We start from the raw sequence: 17,714 nt of genomic DNA on the forward strand, positions 1-17,714 counted from the left end.
CCGCTCGAAATAGTTCGAGCGGCTTTATTTTTATGGAAGATAGTCAGTTATGACACTTTCAGCTCTCGGGTTTTCCAGAGCGAGCCGATAATTGCGGCACTGATGGTCAGTACGATCACACCCAAGGAAACCGGTGTCGGGATCGCATAACTGGTTTCCATCAACAGCATCTTGATACCGATGAAGCTCAGGATGAACGCCAGTGCCGGCCGCAGGTAGCAGAAGCGGGTCAGCATACCTTCCAGCACGAAATACAGCGAACGCAAGCCAAGCAGGGCAAAGACGTTGGCTGTCATGACCAGAAACGGCTCTTTGGTTACCGCGAAGATCGCCGGGATCGAGTCCAGAGCAAACATCACATCGGTCAATGCAATGACAGCAATGACAATCAACAGCGGAGTGGCAAGCCAACCCATGCTGTCTTTGACAAAGAACTGATGGCCACGATAGTCATCGGTAACACGGAAGCATTTTTTCACTAAGCGTACTGGTAGCGACTGGGAAAAGTCCTCTTGCTCTTCTTCATCCTCACGCCATAACTTGTAGCCGGTATACAGCAAGAACGCTGCAAAGACATACAAGACCCAGTGGAATTGGGTGAGCAACTCAGCCCCCACGGCAATCATGATTGCACGCAGTATCAGTGCGCCCACTACGCCTAGCATCAGTACCCGCGGACGAATCGCTTCAGGCACGGCAAATTGGCTGAAAATCAATGCGAAGACAAACAGGTTGTCGACACTCAATGATTTTTCAAGCAAGTAGCCGGTAAGGAAAGCTGTCGCCGCTTCGCTATTGGTATAGCTACTCTCTGGTGCCATCAAAGGCCAGTATAAATAGATAACCACATTGAAAGCTAAAGCCAACATAACCCAGAAAACACTCCAGATAGCGGCTTTTTTGATGGTGACTTTGCCACCGCGGGTTTGGTACAAGTCCAGCGCCAACATAAAGATGGTTAGAACAGCGAACCCTTCATAGCTCAAAAGGCTCATAATTTACTCCTTTCACGATCGAGCGCGCGAAAGGGACCGGATCAGGGGGAGACCAGACCTTTCGCGCATTAATGTAATGAGCTACCTCCAAATGCTAAATGGCATATGAAGCTACCCCTGCACGGATGTGCATGATTAATGGCGTTGGTCTCGTCAGGATGGTGTAGGGCTGGTACTACAAATCCACCCTCGGCTGCCGGAAGTTTGGGACTTCGAGATGACGACAGACGAACAGTTGGTGACTACTCCCCAAAGCAGGCGCATTCTAAAAGCAAATTTCATAATGCGCTAGTGGTAATTTACGTCAAAAATAATTTTTTCACACCTAGATTGTCATAATCCTTTCACAGGTGATTGTTAATTTATCGCTATTGTTTTGGTCTATACCAAATTAGGTGGTGAATAATGCTCAAGGACAAAGATAACTTCCAGCCATATTGGTTTGCTCAGGCGATGGGAGTAGAAGTATCCGCTCAACCCAATGTGCTACAAAATGATATCCAAACCGATGTGTGTATCGTCGGTGGCGGGTATACCGGTCTGTGGACTGCCATTAATCTGAAGCAACAGCAGCCAGAGCTGGATGTTGTGGTCATTGATAAAGGGCTGTGTGGCATTGGAGCCTCTGGTCGCAACGGCGGCTGCATGCTGACGTGGTCGACTAAATACCTGTCGATGAAAAAGCTCTACGGCGAAGAGAAGGCGGCAAAGCTAGTTGCGGCCTCTGAGCTGGCAATCTATGAAATCGAGGCCTTCTGTAAGGAGCACGGTATTGATGCCCAATTGCGTCGCCATGGAACGTTATATACCGCGACCAACAGTGCCCAAGAAGGGGCAATGGCTGGCGTCTTGCAGGCATTGGAGCAGCAGGAAATTAACAGCTGGCAAGCGTGGGAAAAAGACAAGATCCAACTGGAGGCGGGATCTAGCGTGCATAGTGAAGGGTACTATTCTCCGGCGGCTGCCAGTGTCCAGCCGGCGATGTTGGCCCGTGGCTTGAAACGTGTTGCCGAACGTATGGGGGTAAAGATCTTTGAGAATACCCCGATGGAAGATATCAATACCGAGATCCCAATTACCATTACCACCCCGCAGGCGGATATTTTTGCCAAGAAGGTGGTACTGGCACTCAATGCCTGGATGGTAGAGCAGTTCCCCGAATTCAAGCGCAGCGTGGTATTAGTCTCTTCAGATATGGCGATCACCAAGCCTGTCCCAGATAAACTGGCTGAAATGGGGCTAAAGGACGGCAAGACAATTGTTGACTCGCGTACCTTTGTTCATTACTACCGCTCGACACCTGACGGCCGGCTGATGCTGGGCAAGGGCGGTAATTATTTCGCGTTTGCCAATCGTATCAGCAAGGTATTTGATCAGCCAAGTCGTTATCAGCCGCTGCTGCGTAATGCATTCAATCGGTTCTTCCCTATAATATCGGATCAGCCATTTGCGGCGACTTGGACCGGGGCATCGGATCGCTCTGTGACCGGGATGCCGTTCTTCGGCCAGTTAAAGCACAATAAAGACATTGTTTATGGCTTAGGCTACTCGGGCAATGGTGTAGCACAAACCTGGATAGGCGGGAAAATTCTGTCATCATTGGTACTAGAGCAGCAAAATGACTGGACCGAGTGTGGCTTGGTATCCGGCCCTAAAGGTTATTTCCCGCCAGAGCCAATTCGCTGGACTGGGGCGATGATGGTACGCAACGCGATTCGTCGTAAAGAAGCGGCCGAAGATGCCGGACGCAAACCATTATGGGTGGATAAACAATTGGCCAAGTTTGCCGATGCGGCCGGCAAAGCAGACAAAGGGTAATACGGCCCGCTGTTTTCTCACCAGATGGAAATAAATAAAGAGCCTCAGGGCTCTTTATTTGCATATTACATAACTTGTAACACAACCTGCTATTTATCACTTTTCAGTTCGCTTGGACAGATTATAATGTTCTGAGTAATTAGTCTGGGTAGATTGTATGTTGATTAGGCGTCTCTACACAATTTGTCTGTTTGTTGTATCGTTGTGTGTAAACACCGCGATAGCGCAGCATATTGAGTCGTTTAGTGGCAATAAGTTTTGTCCGACAGCGCCTGTTCATCCTTCTGTAAGCTTGTTGGCAGTGACTGACAGCAGTTGGCCAATACAAAAAACAGAAGTGATAACCATCACCCAGGAGGAAGAGCGATCCATCTTCGATGAAGGAGGGGACGCTTATATTTTCAACGCGTTAAGGCGTATCAAAAGCGTTGATCATTATGCCGGCATGGGGGTAAAGCCCTCGTTTAGCCTCGTTTTTGAATTTCATCCCCCTTCTTTTTTACAAATTGCGCTGACGCCAACGGTATTGCCATCGATGCAGTCCCAATGGGTTGCCCGCATTCCTCAAAGCCATAACCGTCTTTCCGGCTGGAAAGAGGGCAATTTGCTCTATAGCCATCGTGTCGGCTAATCCTTATAGCTCCATATCTTAAGTAAGTTAACTGAGTGTATTTGTAGCAGATCGATATCGATCACTACTGTCTCCTATACAAAAGGGGTTCCTGTGTATCAGGGACTTTATAAATAAAGGGTATGACAATGGAGCGTACTTGGGTTTCTTTGCGAGTTAAAACTGCACTGTCTAATTGGCGGGGGATCACCCTGGTTGTAATTTCGACGCTGCTCGTTTTTCTAAGCTGGCCAAGCTCACCAATTCACCATTCATCGCTGGTGGTAAATGAGTACATCGAACACAGATTGGTTGAGATGAAAATCAACCAGGAAGGGACTCTAGCTTCCCGAATGCTAGTGGATTTGATTTTTGGTAACGCTCGCCAAGGTTGAGCACAACATGTCACGGTTTGTTTGTTCATAGGCGGCAATAAGGCCGGGAATACCGGTAGTTACGTTTTGGAGTAGTATATGCAAGAGATGTTATTGGCTATATGGCATCATGATTTTGAAACCCTGCAGCAAGTGAGTTCATTGCAATGGTTCTTGTTGTTGCTGACGATAATCTTGCTATTGGAATCGAGTTTTGTATTTTTGCCTCTGCCTGGCGACGGGTTAGTACTGTTTGCCGGAGGTATGATTGGGCTTGGAATTTTAGATTTCCCTACGACTGTTGCTGCACTGTGTTTTGCGGCTACCTTTGGTGGGTTTATGGGCTACCTGCAGGGAAGGGTGTTACATCGGACCCGGTTTGTGGATTGGTTGGAGCGTATGCTACCTGATGATGCGTTGCCAAAAGCAAGACGGTTACTCAATAAATACGGCTTTCTCTCGTTGTTCATTTCTCGCTTTGTTCCTTTTGTCAGGGTGCTAACGCCCATGTTGATGGGGATCGCTAAGCTGAGCGCATGGCGAATGGTGGTGATCAGCGCCATGAGCTCCCTGATCTGGTGTTTGATTTTGTTGCTGGTGGGCAAATGGGTAATGCTTAGCCCGATGTTGAGTGAATACCAGCAAATCCTAACCAAAGGGTTGGTGATGCTAAGCTTCACCCTGATGGTGTCGGCTATTGTTGGGTTGGTATATCGGATGGTCAAATCACGATATGTGACTTATCGTCAGCCTCAGCGATAAATGAAAAGCGAAACACCGAAGTGCCTTCCTGGCCGAGGGCATTCGGTGTCTCGCTCTTATACGCTCTGGGTTAGGCATAACTTACTAGTTGGCGCAATCTAGCAAGATTGCTTCGAGCTTATCTAGCCCTTGATGCAGTACGTCAGCTTCTATTGTCAGCGGCGGAAGTAACCTGATCACGTTACCTTTAACTCCACATGACAGAAGAATTAGACCTGCTTCTTGTGCCTTGCTGATAACGGTTTTGGTGAGCTCAGGTAATGGCTTTCCAGAAATTGGGTCTGAAAATTCAATGGCAATCATTGCTCCAAGGGTTCGTACATCGCCAATGGTGGCGACTTTGGTGCGGAGCGTTTCCAGTTTGGCCGAGACAATTTCACCAATATCCAGTGCCTTGCGACAAAGCTGTTCTTCTTCAATAATTTTCAGTACTTCTAATCCCGCCACACAGCCAAGTGGAGAGCCTGCATAGGTACCGCCTAATCCGCCGGGTAGGGCTGCATCCATGATATTGGCTTTGCCCACCACGGCTGATATTGGGAAGCCACCTGCAATGCCTTTTGCCATGGTGATGAGATCAGGCTCAATGCCTAAGTATTCGGTCGCAAATAATTTCCCGGTACGGGCAAAGCCAGTTTGTATCTCATCGGCGATGAGTACGATGCCATGCTGATCGCAAAGTTCACGTACCCGCTGGGCAAATTCAACAGGTGCTTGGTAGAAGCCGCCTTCGCCCTGAACCGGCTCAAAGATAATAGCGGCAATTCGATTTGGCTCGATATCACAGCTGAACAGATCGTTGATAGCGTTTAGGCTGTCATCAATCGAAATACCATGATATGCGTTAGGGTATGGGGCATGGTAGATTTCATTAGGGAAAGGGCCGAAGCCTGCTTTATATGGTGCGACTTTCCCGGTTAAGCCCATTGTCATATTGGTCCGTCCGTGGAAGCCCCCCTTGAAGGCAATCACGCCACTTCGTTTGGTATGAGCGCGGGCAATTTTAATCGCATTTTCGACGGCTTCTGCGCCTGTTGTAAGAAAGACAGCCTTTTTCTGGGTGTCACCTGGGGCAAGTTGTGTGAGCTTTTCGGCAAGCTCAACAAATGAGCTGTACGGCGTTACCATTGCACAAGTGTGTGAGAATTGATCCAGCTGGGCTTTGACCGCCTCGGTGATCCTCGGATGGGAGTGACCGGTGTTATTGACCGCGATGCCAGCTGCAAAATCAATATACTGGTTGTCTTCAATATCCCAGACAATGGCATTTTCGGCTTTTTTCACATACAGCGGGTAAAGCGCCCCCATACCCTGGGCGATCACTTGTTGTCTTTTATTGTGTAGTTCTTGATTGGATTTCATGGCTAATTTCCTTTTATTTATGCAATACCGCCGAAACACATGTATTTAATATCTAGGTATTCATCTAATCCCTGTTTGGCGCCCTCTCGGCCGATCCCCGACTCTTTTACACCGCCGAATGGTGCAACTTCAGTCGAGATGATCCCCTCGTTGATCCCGACCATGCCGTAGTCCAGTGCCTCGGCGACTTTCCAGATCCGCTTGATATTTTGGCTGTAGAAATAGGAGGCGAGACCATAAGGGGTATCGTTGGCCATGTCGATTAATTCTTCATCGCTGTCGAAGCGCAAAATCGGGGCGACGGGGCCAAAAATCTCTTCCTGAACGATGTCCATATGCTGTTCGACATCCACCAAAATTGCAGGAGACATAAATAAGCCCCCATATTGTTTTTGCTCGGTAATCAAGGTTGCCCCTTGTTCACAAGCAAACTGGACAAGGGACTTGACTTTGTCTTTGGCCGCTTGACTGATCATTGGGCCGAGTGCTACGCCTTCCTCAAGGCCATTGCCGATTCTGAGTGAGTTTACTGCGGCTCGGAACTTCAGGACGAACTCATCGTGGACTTTGCTGTGTACATAAAAACGGTTGGCACAGACGCATGTTTGGCCAGCATTGCGGAACTTGGAGGCAATCGCGCCCTGGACAGCACTATCGATGTCTGCATCATCGAAGACTATGAACGGAGCGTTACCTCCTAGCTCCATGGATGTGCGTTTTACGGTATCTGCACACTGTGCCATTAGAAGCTTGCCGACTCGGGTCGAGCCGGTAAAAGATAGCTTTCTAATCAGTGGGTGATGGGTAAAAGTGTCACCGATTGATTTTGCGTTCGAACTGCAAACGACCTGGAGCACATCTTTGGGGATCCCTGCCTGGTAGGCCAGCTGAGTAATAGCCAGTGCCGATAATGGCGTAAGCTCGGAGGGTTTAACGATAAAGCTACAGCCAGCCGCGAGAGCAGGAGCCGCTTTGCGGGTGATCATCGCAATAGGAAAATTCCAAGGCGTGATGGCACAAGCAACCCCCACTGGCTGTTTAACGGTAATGACACGCCGGTCAGAGGTATGGCCGGGAATGGAATCGCCGTAGGCTCGCTTACCTTCTTCGGCAAACCATTCGATAAAGCTCGCACCGTAGAGTACCTCGCCTTTTGCTTCGGCAAACGGCTTCCCTTGCTCTAGAGTCATCAAACGCGCGAGATCATCTTGGTTTTCGATGAGCAACTGAAACCACTTGTTGAGCTTCGAAGCTCGCTCTTTGGCTGTGTGACCAGCCCATGACTTTTGCGCAAGATGTGCGGTTTCAATCATGTCACATAGTTGCTCTGAGGTGGTAGTTTTCACATACCCGAGCACGGCCATGGTGGCAGGATTAGTGACTTTTAGGGTGTGGCAATCCGGTTCGCTCAAAAAAGAGAGCAAACTCTTGTTCTTTATCTGTTCCATACTGTGTCCTAGTTAAGGGTAAAAACTAGCCTTACTCCAAGGGCTAGGTAAAGACGTGCTTATGTGCTTGTTGATGAGAGGTTATGCTGCACCTCCCACAGGGATCTGTTGGGTAATACAGTGGATATTGCCACCACCGAGCAAAACTTCCCGGGTTGGGATACCAACGATGTTGTAGTCGGGGAGGGCGTTTTGCAAAATCGACTTCGCCATAGAATCGGTCAGACTGTCTAATTCCGGTAGAAATACAGTCTTATTGATCATCAGGAAATTCGCGTAAGAGCCGCCCAGCCGCTCGCCGGCATGACGCTTCATTCCATGCGATGGGGCAATACCCGCCGCTTCGTGCTCTTGCAAATACAATGGCCCCGGGATGGGGAGTTTAATGACCTCAATAGTGCGCCCTTTGGCATCCAGACTATTGACCAATACCCGCAGCGCCTCACGCGAGATCAGGTATTGCGGATCATTGATATCTTCGGTCCAGCTCAGTACCACTCTACCGGGGGCTATCACATGTAGCAGGTTGTCAACATGCCCATCGGTTTCATCATTGAATAGCCCTTTGGGAAGCCAGATGACTTTAGTGATGCCGAGATAATCGGCTAGGTACTGCTCAATGTCGTCCTGGCTTAACTCCGGGTTTCTCCCCGGGCTTAACAAGCACTCCGCAGTGGTATAGAGCGTGCCTTCTCCGTCAGTATGGATGGCTCCTCCTTCAAGCACAAAAGGGGCTCGGTAGTGGTCTATTCCCAGACGTTCGCAAATTTTAGCTGCTAACTTGTCATCATCAGACCAAGGCGCGTAAAGCCCGTTGAACTCGCCACCCCAGGCGTTGAAGCGCCAGCTTATCCCGCGTTTTTCACCCTCGGCATTGGTGACGATGGTCGGGCCTATATCACGCATCCACGCGTCGTTATAAGTCATGACCTCAACGTGAACCGATGGGGCAAGTTGATCCCTCGCTTCTTGTTGTTGCCTCTCACTGACCACAACCGTAACGGGGACGACCCGGTTGATTGCATTGGCGACCCTTGCGAAAGCTTGCTGAGCAGGCTTGGCGTCATTTCGCCAGTTGTCCTGACGCTCAGGCCAAGCGAGCCACACCGCTTGCTGGGTAGCAAATTCAGCAGGGAAGGTAAATCCATCTTGTTTGGGCGTTGTCACAAGTTCCATTTGCAAGCTCTCTATACTGATTTATGAGCTGAATACCGCTCCTTTTACTGGCAACATTTAGCCAGTTGCCAGGAAAAGGGGAGTTGGTTAATAGCGTATTATTTCGCGCTAAGGGAATTTAGCTGGCCGTATAAATCTGGGCGGCGGTCTCTAAACAGCCCCCAGCTATGTCGGGCTTTTGCGGTCGCATCGAGATCGATTTCGGCATAGATAATGGTTTCCTCATCTCGCGAGGCTTCGGCAAGTTTGTCTCCAGTATGATCAGTGATGAAAGATGAACCATAGAAAGTGGTTTCAATGCCGTCGTCAGACTCAACCCCGGTGCGGTTAGAGGCAATCACCGGGACCAGATTAGCCGCAGAGTGACCTTGCATGGTGCGCTGCCAGTGCCCTTGTGAGTCTAAGTTAGCATCCTGCGGCTCTGAGCCTATGGCTGTCGGGTAGAAGATAGCTTCTGCGCCTTGCAGTACCAAACAGCGGGCAAGTTCAGGAAACCATTGATCCCAGCAGATCCCGGCTCCGAAGCGGCCAAATTGTGTATCCCAAACCTTAAAGCCGGTATCTCCAGGGCTGAAATAGAACTTTTCGCTGTAGCCCGGGCCATCAGGGATGTGTGACTTACGGTAATTGTCTAACACCGTGCCATCGGCATCGATCATGACTAATGAGTTGAAAAAAGCATTGCCGCTCTTTTCGAAATAGCTGACCGGAAGCACGACGTTAAACTCTTTGGCAATAGCGCTCATCGTACTAATCAGCGGGCTGCTATCGAGCTCTTGTGCTAATTCAAAGTATTTGGCTTCTTGCTTTTTGCAGAAGTAGGGCGCTGCAAATAACTCTTGCAAAACCACCACATTGGCACCGTTATCGGCCGCTTCTTTTACGCTCTGGCGGATTTTGTCGAGGTTCTTTTCTAAATCCCAGCTGATAGCAAGCTGCACAGCAGCAAAAGTTACTTTTCTTGTCATGAATGCGTCCTTGTGTTTCTTAGATTGCCAGTTTGTCGCGTAGGTTGTAGTAAGCCGCACCCAGAGCCGTAAAAGGAATTTGGAAGTGACGGCCGCCAGGGAAGGCGTAATGCTTGAGTGAAGCAAATGCATCGAAGCGTTCTGCATGGCCGGTCAGTGCCTCTGCCAGCAATTTACCGGCGAGGTGCGTACAGGTAACACCGTGCCCGCTGTAACCCTGCAGGTAGTAGATGTTGTCGCTGAAGCAACCAAATTGTGGCATACGCGAATAGGTCAGCAGGAAGTTGCCGGTCCACGCATAGTCAATTTTTATCCCTTGAAGTTGTGGGAAGACTTTATCCATTTTGGGGCGGATGAGTTGCTCAATATTTTGCGGGTCACGTGCACCATAGACGACGCCACCACCAAACAGAAGTCGCTTGTCGGCCGAGAGGCGGAAGTAATCGAGCAGGTAATTACAGTCTTCCACACAATAGTCAGAAGGCAGAATCGTCTTGAGTTGCTCTTCATTGAGCGGGGCCGTCGCGACAACCTGGGTGCCGCATGGAATTGCCTTGTTGCTGATGTTCGGGGCCAGTCCTCCGAGATATGCGTTACCTGCCAGGACAAGGTATTTGGCCTTTACTGAGCCTTTTTCAGTATGGGCAACAGGCATTGGGCCTTTTTCGATGCGGGTCACAGCGGACTGTTCGAAAATCTGTCCACCCATTTTGACAAAAGCGCTGGCTTCACCGAGGGCAAGTTTAAGAGGGTGGATGTGACCTCCTCGCATATCCAGCAGGCCGCCGACGTAAGCCTCGGTGCCTACGGCTTGCTTAACGTCGTTTTCGTCTAATAGTGACAGCTGATTGTTACCGTAACGCTCCCAGTTTTTCTTGTGCTCTTCGAGCCCTTTTAGCTGCTTGTGGTTAAGAGCAGTAAAAAGCCCGCCTTGCTTAAGATCACAATCAATATTATGTGTTGCGACAAGCTGGCGAATAATATCACCGCCTTCAAAAATCATGTTGCACAGCTCGGTAGCGGTTTTGGAATCATAGCGCTGCTCGATAACATCGACATCACGGCTGTAGCTGTTGACGATTTGGCCGCCGTTACGACCGGTAGCACCGAAACCCACCTTGGCGCTTTCAAGAACAGCAACGCGAAAGCCTTTTTCGGCGAGGTGCAGGGCTGATGACAGGCCAGAGAATCCTGCCCCGACGACACAAACATCGACTTCGATGTTGTCCTGCAGTTGCGGATACGCTGGCATATTCGGGACAGAGTTGGCATAGAATGAATCGGTATGTGTGGTCATGATCTAATCCTTTAGTTGACTTACAGGCGAATCCAAGTAGTTTTTGTTTCGGTGAACTTGTCAAAGGCATGCAGTGACTTATCACGTCCGTTGCCGCTCATTTTGAAGCCGCCGAACGGTACCGTCATATCCCCTTCGTTGTAGTTATTTACCCAGACAGAACCGGCTTCGAGCTGTTTGGCGACTCGGTGTGCCTGGCTCAGATCCGAGGTCCATACGGCGGCACCCAGACCATATCGAGAGTCGTTGGCAATGCGGATAGCGTCGGCTTCGTCCTTGAATGGGATAACACATAATACCGGGCCGAAAATTTCCTCTTGGGCGACTCGCATTTGGTTGTTGACGTTATCCAAGATCACCGGCGCTACAAAGGCACCGTCACCCTCGATGTCACCACCACAAATTACAGTGGCGCCTTCTTGCTGGGCTAGGCTGACGTAATCAAGGACTTTTTGCTTATGCTCATGATCAATGAGCGCGCCCATACAGCTGCTTGGATCAAGCGGATCCTTAGGGGCAAAACGCTGAGAGGCCGAAACGACTTTGTCGATGAACGCATCTTTAATGCTTTCCTCAACCAACAGCCTTGTTGCCGCCACACACACTTCGCCTTGGTTATAGAAACAGCCTCCCGCCGCCTCTGCTGCCGCATGATCAAGGTTGTTGTAGTTAGCGAAAACAATGTTGGCATTCTTGCCGCCGGCCTCGGCCCATACTCGCTTGAGGTTGGTTTCACCTGCGCTCACCATCAACTGGCCTGCCACCTTGGTCGATCCTGTGAAGGTAATGCAGTTGACATCTTGGTGGCGGGCGAGGGCTTCCCCTGCCTCGTAACCAAAACCGGTAACTACTTGGAACACGCCAGCAGGAAAGCCTGCCTCATTGGCGAGCTGTCCAAGATAGATAGCGGTGAGGGATGATTTCTCGGAAGGCTTAAGGATGACACTGTTGCCCGCAGCCAGTGCAGGGCCTAGCTTCCAGCAGGCCAGCCATAGCGGGAAGTTCCACGGTACAATGGCCGCTACTACACCGATTGGCTGGTGGCTGATAAAGGCATGTACGTCCTTTTCTGTTGGGGCGACTTCACCGTACACTTTGTCTAATGCTTCGGCATACCAGCGTAGCGATGCTGCCGCGCCGGGAATATCTGTGCTGTGGGCATGTGAGATTGGCTTGCCGGTATCGAGTGATTCCAGCAAAGCCAAGGTCTCTTGGTGTGACGAAATTAAATCGGCAAAGCGTTGGAGTACGGCTTTGCGGCTAGCAGGGCTTTGGTGTTGCCAGTCGCCTGCACTGAAGGCTTGGCGAGCGTGTGAAACCGCAATGTCGACATCTTGTTGTTTGCAGCGGGCAATATCAGCAAGTTTTTTCCCTGTAGCTGGATTGACAGTTTCAAACGTTGAATTATCTGCGGCTTGGCAGTATTCGCCATTAATAAAAGCGCGGGTTTCAAGTTTTGTTTGATTCTGTAATTCAATCCAATCCGATTGCGATTTCATACACTCTCTCCTTGAAGGACAGGGTGCTAGAAAGTCGCCGGTGTGTGCGCACTAATTATTCTGCAAACCCTGTCGGTTTTATTTGAAAATTTATGGGCGATGGTCGTATCGATTAAATACGACTCGCCTTGACGAATGAGGTATACCTCTCCGTTGTATTCCAGTTCGATTTCACCTTCGAGCACTGTGCCGGCTTCTTCGCCTTCGTGACAAATTTCTGAAGCTCCCGTGCTTGAGTGCGGGCTATACTCCTCGATAAGAAAGCCCATTTTTCGTTCTGTCGTGCCATTACTGACTAATTTCATCGAAACAGCCTCGTTGCCTATTTCAACTAATTCATTTTCAGGAATGACGACTTTTATTTTTTCTTCTCTGTCTTGTTCGAAGGTGAAGAACTCGGACAAAGAAAGAGAAAAAACATTCACGATTTTTTGCAAAGAGCTGACGGAAGGGCTGACCTTTCCGTTTTCAATCGATGAAATAGCACTATTGGTCATTTGTGCTTTTTCAGCTAACTCACGCTGCGATAAACCTTTTTGTTTGCGTAAGTTGGCGATTTTTTTACCTATCGCTTCGTTGTCCACTTAGCCTGACTCCATTTCGTTGTGATGAAGCCATAATAAAGTGTTTGAATAAAAATTGTGAGAACTGATTTTGTCTTGCTTGCCATTCTGGGTGCCATTGCACACCAATAAAGTAGGGGTGGCCATCAAGACTAATAGCCTCAATCAAACCGTCTGTGGCACAAGCTTCCACACGAAGGCCCGGTGCGAGTAGATTAATGCCTTGGTTATGTAACGTGTTGACAGGTATTTCTCTTTGTTCATTGAGCCACTGAGAAAAGTGGCCGCCATGCTCAACCATGACAGAATGCCTTGCGGCGTATTTCTTGTTGAAGTCATCGGTTTTATCTTCGCGGTGATCATTGAACCCTGCATGATGGACAAAAGGGTAAAGTGAACCGCCCAATGCGACATTTATTTCTTGGAACCCACGGCAGATGCCCAGTGTTGGAATATTTTTTTCTACGGCTTGCTCTATTAATTGAAACACTAATTCATCACGGCCTTCATCGGTCATTGCTTCATCGTGTTCTGCACCGTATCGGTGAGGGGCAACATTTGAATGGCTCCCTGGCAATAAAATCCCATCAACATTATTTAACAGTTGTGTCAGTTGATTGCCTTTGGCTGTTGCTGGCAATAGCACTGGGATGCCGCCAAAGTCAGTGACTGCATCAATATAAAATTGGTTAACAGATTGGATTGCATAGCCACTCAATTTTTTTTCACAGCAGGCAATCGCGATGACTGGCGATTCATTCATTACTCACATTTCCTGTTCGAAATATTTAACACTTAAGTTACAAACCGAATTCCCATATCGCAAGAGTGATTGCCGTTGTGAATGTGTTTTTTGTGAGGCGTGTCACCGAAATCGCATTTTTGTCGATTTTTAGTGTTCGAAATATTGAGCAAAAGGAATTATATGTTAATAATTTGTTGCGTAGATGGTGTGTGGTTGTTTTGTTTTTATGTGGTTAAATACCTAATTTAAAAGAAATAATTTTCACTTTCATGGGTTGTGAGTTGAATTTTGTGTTCTAAATAATTGATGGTCGCCGACGATTCACAACAACTGATATCAAGAAATGTTTTCGGAGAATAATGTATGGATGCATTTGATTCTGAGGTCAGAAATTTTTTACAAAAATGGCCCGAGATAGAATTTGTAGATTTGGTTTTTACGGATATCAATGCGTGTCCCAGAGGAAAGCGAATTCCAGTCAAGGCATTGGCAAAAGTGAAAAAAGGGGTACCGCTTCCCGTCTCGACAATTAGTTTGAACATGGTTGGAAGCGTGGTGGAAGCGGCCGGACTGGGCGAAGAGCTGGGTGAGCCTGATCACCTTTGCTATCCGATACCGAACACATTGACGAGGACAGTTAATCCGAATGTAGCTCAGCTAATGCTAACAATGATGGATGCATCGGGAGAAAAACCAACACCATTATTTATTCGTAACGTTTTGGAAGATTTACTAAATCAGCTTCACTGTAAAGGACAATACCCGGTAGTTGCCCTGGAATTGGAATTTTACCTGGTTGATAAGTCCAGGATGGAGAATGGCTTGGTCAAGCCTGCCTTTAATCCAAAGAAAAGGATGCAGGAAAAAGACACCGCAGTTTATGATCTAGAAAATTTAGATGACTATGCAGACTTCCTTTCAGATCTTAATGTTGCCGCCGCCGAGCAGGAATTGAATACATCAGGAGCGCTTTCTGAATCGGCCCCAGGCCAGTTTGAGATTAATTTTAATCACCAAAAAGATGTGCTCAATGCCTGTGATCAGGTGCTACTTGCCAAGAGGTTAATTCGACAGGTTGCTCACCAGCATAACTTCGATGTGACTTTTATGGCTAAGCCATTCGCCCATGAGGCTGGCAACGGGCAGCACATTCACTTGAGTGTGGTCGACGAAGCAGGTTCCAATCTGTTTTCGGATCAAAATGGTGCCGCCAGCCCCTTTTTCTATCAAACCCTAGCCGCGATGATCCACTCAGTACCGAGTTCGATTGCGCTGCTTTGCCCCAATGTGAACTCGTACCGTCGATTTTCTGCGGGCTCATATACACCAACAAAAGCGGATTGGGGGCACAATCATAGAGGCGTAGCCCTCCGGATACCAATGAGCGATAGCAATAATCGCAGGATTGAACATCGTATTGCTGGTGCTGATGTCAATCCCTATATCTTGGCTTCTGTTGTGTTGGCCAATGTCCTTGCCGCCGAAAAGTTCACCCCAGAACAATGCCCCGAGCCGTTGAGTGAGTCCGCGCCGTCAATGCCTACTCGTATGTCCGATGCGCTCGCTGAGCTGGAAAGGGGGGAGTTTGGGGATTACCTACCGAATGAGTTTTTACACATTTATCATGCTTGCAAGCAAAGTGAGCTTGCTGAGTTCGAAAGTGCTGTAACTCCATTAGAAGTTGAATGGATGCTGCATACCGCCTAAAAGAAGAGGGAACTTGTATGACCACCCAAAACACGGTGCTTGAAACACCGGTTAAATTCAATAGTAGTTACTGGCTCTATCTGTTTGCTGTATTTGGTGCCATTATCGGATTTGCAACCATCGGTAGCCTCCACGAAGAGGGGCAAGCATATGGTTGGCTCAGCCTTTTACCGACGATATTCGTCTTGGCGTTTGCACTGTTAACTCACCGCACCGTCGAGGCGCTGTTTAGCGGGGCAATCATGGGCTTACTGATGATTGACCCTACTGAGTTCGTCGGTGGTGTGGTAGATGTGTCGATGACCGTCATGATGGATGAAACCATTGCCTGGGTTATTCTGGTTTGTGGCTTGATGGGCGGCTTAATTGCTATCCTGGAAAAAGGGGGGAGTATCCTTAGCCTGAGCCAGGTACTGGTGAACAAGGTGAAAAGCCGCAAGCAATCTATGCTGTTGACTTTTTTGTTAGGTATCTTGGTCTTCATTGATGATTATCTGAACGCCATTGCCATTTCATCATCAATGAAAAGGATCACGGATAGCTACAAAATATCTCGTGAAAAGTTGGCTTACCTTGTGGATTCAACGGCTGCACCTATCTGTATCATCATCCCGATTTCAACCTGGGCAATCTTCTTCAGCTCTCTACTGGAAGACAACGACGTTGCTGCCTCCGGCGAGGGGCTGAGTGTGTACATCCAGGCCATACCATATATGGCTTATGGTTGGGTGACGCTGGCTGTCGTATTCCTTGTTGCCATGGACAAGCTGCCTAATTTCGGCGCGATGAAAAAAGCCGAGCAGCGAGCGCAGCAGGGCCAGGTAAAACCAGAAGGTGCGACCGAAATCAATTTTGGTGAAAATATCAAGCCACATTCAAATACCACGCTGGGTGTACTTAACTTTGTGCTCCCGATGGTGGTGTTGGTCGCCGCAAGCTGGTATTTCGATATTGACCTATTGGCGGGTGTTTTCGTAGCCATCATGTTTACTATCTTCTTCTACGGCATGCAGCGCCTGTTGTCCCTCAGCTCTATGTTTGATGCTATCTATGATGGGATCAAAGTGATGATGGTGCCGCTGGCAACAGTGGTCGGTGGCTTTATGCTGAAGAATGTTAATGATCAGCTAGGGCTAACGGAATATGTCATCGAAGCAGTATCTCCTTGGCTATCGCCGACCCTGTTCCCGGTGATCATTTTCTTGGTAATGACAGCGTTGGTATTTGCAACGGCATCGTCATGGGGACTATTTGCGGTAGCAATGCCGATTGTTTTCCCTCTTGGTGCGCATCTGGGAGTGCCTGTTCATATCACTGTTGGTGCGCTTCTGTCAGCCTCTGCAGCAGGCAGCCACTCATGCTTCTTCAGCGATTCGACCGTGTTGTCTGCCCAGGGCTCAGGTTGTACAGCGATGCAGCATGCCTTGACGCAAATGCCGTATGCACTCATTGGTATTATTTCGACTGCAATCTTCTTCGTCGTGATTGCCTAATTTAGCTTGTGCAATGCAGCTGAAATGAAAAAGCCAGAGTCACAATGACTCTGGCTTTTTTGGGGTTTACTTGGACAGTTCAGCGACCGATTCGATGCAAATCGCATCGTGGCGCCAGTATTCCAAGTCACAGTCAATGACATTGTCATGCTGATCATAGTTAAGGCGTTCGACCAACATCGCAGGGCTACCTGCGGTTGCCCTCAGGTGTTGCGCGGTTTCACCCAATAGGGATGTGGTACTGACACGATAACGGGTTTTCGAATAGATCACGCCATATTCTTCCCGGTACAGGGTAGTCAGTGACGAAGTAAAAGATTTTTCCAGTAAGTTCGGAAAGTATTTTGGCAAGATGAAGTTGGTGACCACCACCACCGGGCGTTCATCCAGAAAACGCAGGCGGTCGATTCGGTAGACTTCCGATAGGGGGGGCACTTTAAGTAATGACGCGGCTCGGCGGCTGGCCGGCATCAGCTTGGCATCGATCAGCTCGGTGCGAGCGAGTCGACCTTGCTCTTTCGCCATTTGCGGGAAGTTGGTGGTGTATGTCGGGTCATAGCTTAGCGGTGCGGGTGAGACGAACCAACCTCGGCGGTCTTCACGGTATAGTTTCCCTTCCGCTTCCAGCAGAGCCAGTGACTCACGCAAGGTGACCCTTGTCGTGTTGAATGATTCTGCGAGCTTACGCTCGGCAGGTAATTTGTTACCAGCTGCAAGAAGGCCTGCATCAATCTGTTCGTTGATGGCTTCCATGATTTTCAAATATTGCACAATTGACCCTATGTAAAATGCAAATTCGATTAATCCCTAAGTTGGGGGGAAGTTAATCGGATTGACATTATATCCTTATCATTACTTAAGCGCTTTATTAAAAGGTCACGGTAATAGACTATTACG

The 17,714-nt window shown here is 48.7% G+C and carries 16 protein-coding genes; 6 read left to right on the top strand and 10 right to left on the bottom strand.

From position 1 onward, the window contains the following. Positions 1-47 precede the first annotated feature (47 nt). On the bottom strand, positions 48-995 hold the full coding sequence (locus tag PTW35_RS08255) for a TerC family protein (protein WP_281027270.1): 948 nt from the start codon (positions 993-995) through the stop codon (positions 48-50). 453 nt (positions 996-1,448) lie between these two features. Between PTW35_RS08255 and PTW35_RS08260 the strand changes: the two genes are divergently transcribed. The 4 genes from PTW35_RS08260 to PTW35_RS08275 all read left to right on the top strand — a co-directional run bounded on the left by PTW35_RS08260 (position 1,449) and on the right by PTW35_RS08275 (position 4,559). Continuing rightward, positions 1,449-2,813 carry an FAD-dependent oxidoreductase gene (locus PTW35_RS08260; protein WP_281027466.1) on the top strand — a complete coding sequence of 455 codons (1,365 nt, stop codon included), beginning with the start codon at positions 1,449-1,451 and terminating at the stop codon, positions 2,811-2,813. A 157-nt stretch (positions 2,814-2,970) separates the two neighbouring features. Further along, the gene (locus PTW35_RS08265; protein WP_281027271.1) at positions 2,971-3,444 is read left to right on the top strand and encodes a hypothetical protein; all 474 of its coding nucleotides are present in this window, start codon (positions 2,971-2,973) and stop codon (positions 3,442-3,444) included. Between the two features lie 128 nt (positions 3,445-3,572). Further along, positions 3,573-3,818: a hypothetical protein gene (locus tag PTW35_RS08270; protein WP_281027272.1), complete on the top strand. Its 246-nt coding sequence runs from the start codon at positions 3,573-3,575 to the stop codon at positions 3,816-3,818. 78 nt (positions 3,819-3,896) lie between these two features. Then, positions 3,897-4,559 (top strand): DedA family protein, encoded by a 663-nt coding sequence (locus PTW35_RS08275; RefSeq protein ID WP_281027273.1) that lies wholly within the window; start codon positions 3,897-3,899, stop codon positions 4,557-4,559. Positions 4,560-4,643: 84 nt separating this feature from the next. On the opposite strand, the gene gabT is transcribed toward PTW35_RS08275, so the two are convergent. From gabT to PTW35_RS08315, 8 genes are all read right to left on the bottom strand, one after another. Beyond that, entirely contained in the window at positions 4,644-5,921 is a 1,278-nt protein-coding gene (gabT, locus tag PTW35_RS08280) for a 4-aminobutyrate--2-oxoglutarate transaminase (protein ID WP_281027274.1), read from the bottom strand. A gap of 17 nt (positions 5,922-5,938) precedes the next feature. Further along, positions 5,939-7,369, bottom strand: a complete 1,431-nt coding sequence (locus PTW35_RS08285) for an NAD-dependent succinate-semialdehyde dehydrogenase (protein ID WP_281027275.1) — start codon at positions 7,367-7,369, stop codon at positions 5,939-5,941. Positions 7,370-7,450: 81 nt separating this feature from the next. Then, positions 7,451-8,545, bottom strand: coding sequence for an agmatine deiminase (gene aguA, locus PTW35_RS08290; protein ID WP_281027276.1), 1,095 nt, complete (start codon positions 8,543-8,545; stop codon positions 7,451-7,453). 98 nt (positions 8,546-8,643) lie between these two features. Then, positions 8,644-9,513, bottom strand: a complete 870-nt coding sequence (gene aguB, locus PTW35_RS08295; RefSeq protein WP_281027277.1) for an N-carbamoylputrescine amidase — start codon at positions 9,511-9,513, stop codon at positions 8,644-8,646. 19 nt (positions 9,514-9,532) lie between these two features. Next, entirely contained in the window at positions 9,533-10,810 is a 1,278-nt protein-coding gene (locus PTW35_RS08300) for an FAD-binding oxidoreductase (protein WP_281027278.1), read from the bottom strand. A 20-nt stretch (positions 10,811-10,830) separates the two neighbouring features. After that, on the bottom strand, positions 10,831-12,309 hold the full coding sequence (locus tag PTW35_RS08305) for an aldehyde dehydrogenase (RefSeq protein ID WP_281027279.1): 1,479 nt from the start codon (positions 12,307-12,309) through the stop codon (positions 10,831-10,833). A gap of 26 nt (positions 12,310-12,335) precedes the next feature. Further along, positions 12,336-12,893 carry an HTH-type transcriptional regulator PuuR gene (puuR, locus tag PTW35_RS08310; protein WP_281027280.1) on the bottom strand — a complete coding sequence of 186 codons (558 nt, stop codon included), beginning with the start codon at positions 12,891-12,893 and terminating at the stop codon, positions 12,336-12,338. Next, the gene (locus PTW35_RS08315) at positions 12,871-13,635 is read right to left on the bottom strand and encodes a gamma-glutamyl-gamma-aminobutyrate hydrolase family protein (RefSeq protein ID WP_281027281.1); all 765 of its coding nucleotides are present in this window, start codon (positions 13,633-13,635) and stop codon (positions 12,871-12,873) included. Before PTW35_RS08315 ends, puuR begins: the two co-directional genes overlap by 23 nt. Before the next feature lie 345 nt (positions 13,636-13,980). On the opposite strand from PTW35_RS08315, the gene PTW35_RS08320 reads away from it, so the two are divergent. Then, positions 13,981-15,324, top strand: a complete 1,344-nt coding sequence (locus PTW35_RS08320; protein WP_281027282.1) for a glutamine synthetase family protein — start codon at positions 13,981-13,983, stop codon at positions 15,322-15,324. 17 nt (positions 15,325-15,341) lie between these two features. After that, entirely contained in the window at positions 15,342-16,817 is a 1,476-nt protein-coding gene (locus PTW35_RS08325; RefSeq protein ID WP_281027283.1) for a Na+/H+ antiporter NhaC family protein, read from the top strand. 66 nt (positions 16,818-16,883) lie between these two features. Here the strand turns inward: PTW35_RS08325 and phnR are convergent, their stop codons facing one another. Then, positions 16,884-17,588, bottom strand: coding sequence for a phosphonate utilization transcriptional regulator PhnR (phnR, locus tag PTW35_RS08330; RefSeq protein WP_281027284.1), 705 nt, complete (start codon positions 17,586-17,588; stop codon positions 16,884-16,886). Positions 17,589-17,714: the final 126 nt, after the last annotated feature.

The sequence above is a fragment of the Photobacterium sp. DA100 genome (genome assembly GCF_029223585.1).
In the GTDB taxonomy this organism is placed as follows: domain Bacteria; phylum Pseudomonadota; class Gammaproteobacteria; order Enterobacterales; family Vibrionaceae; genus Photobacterium.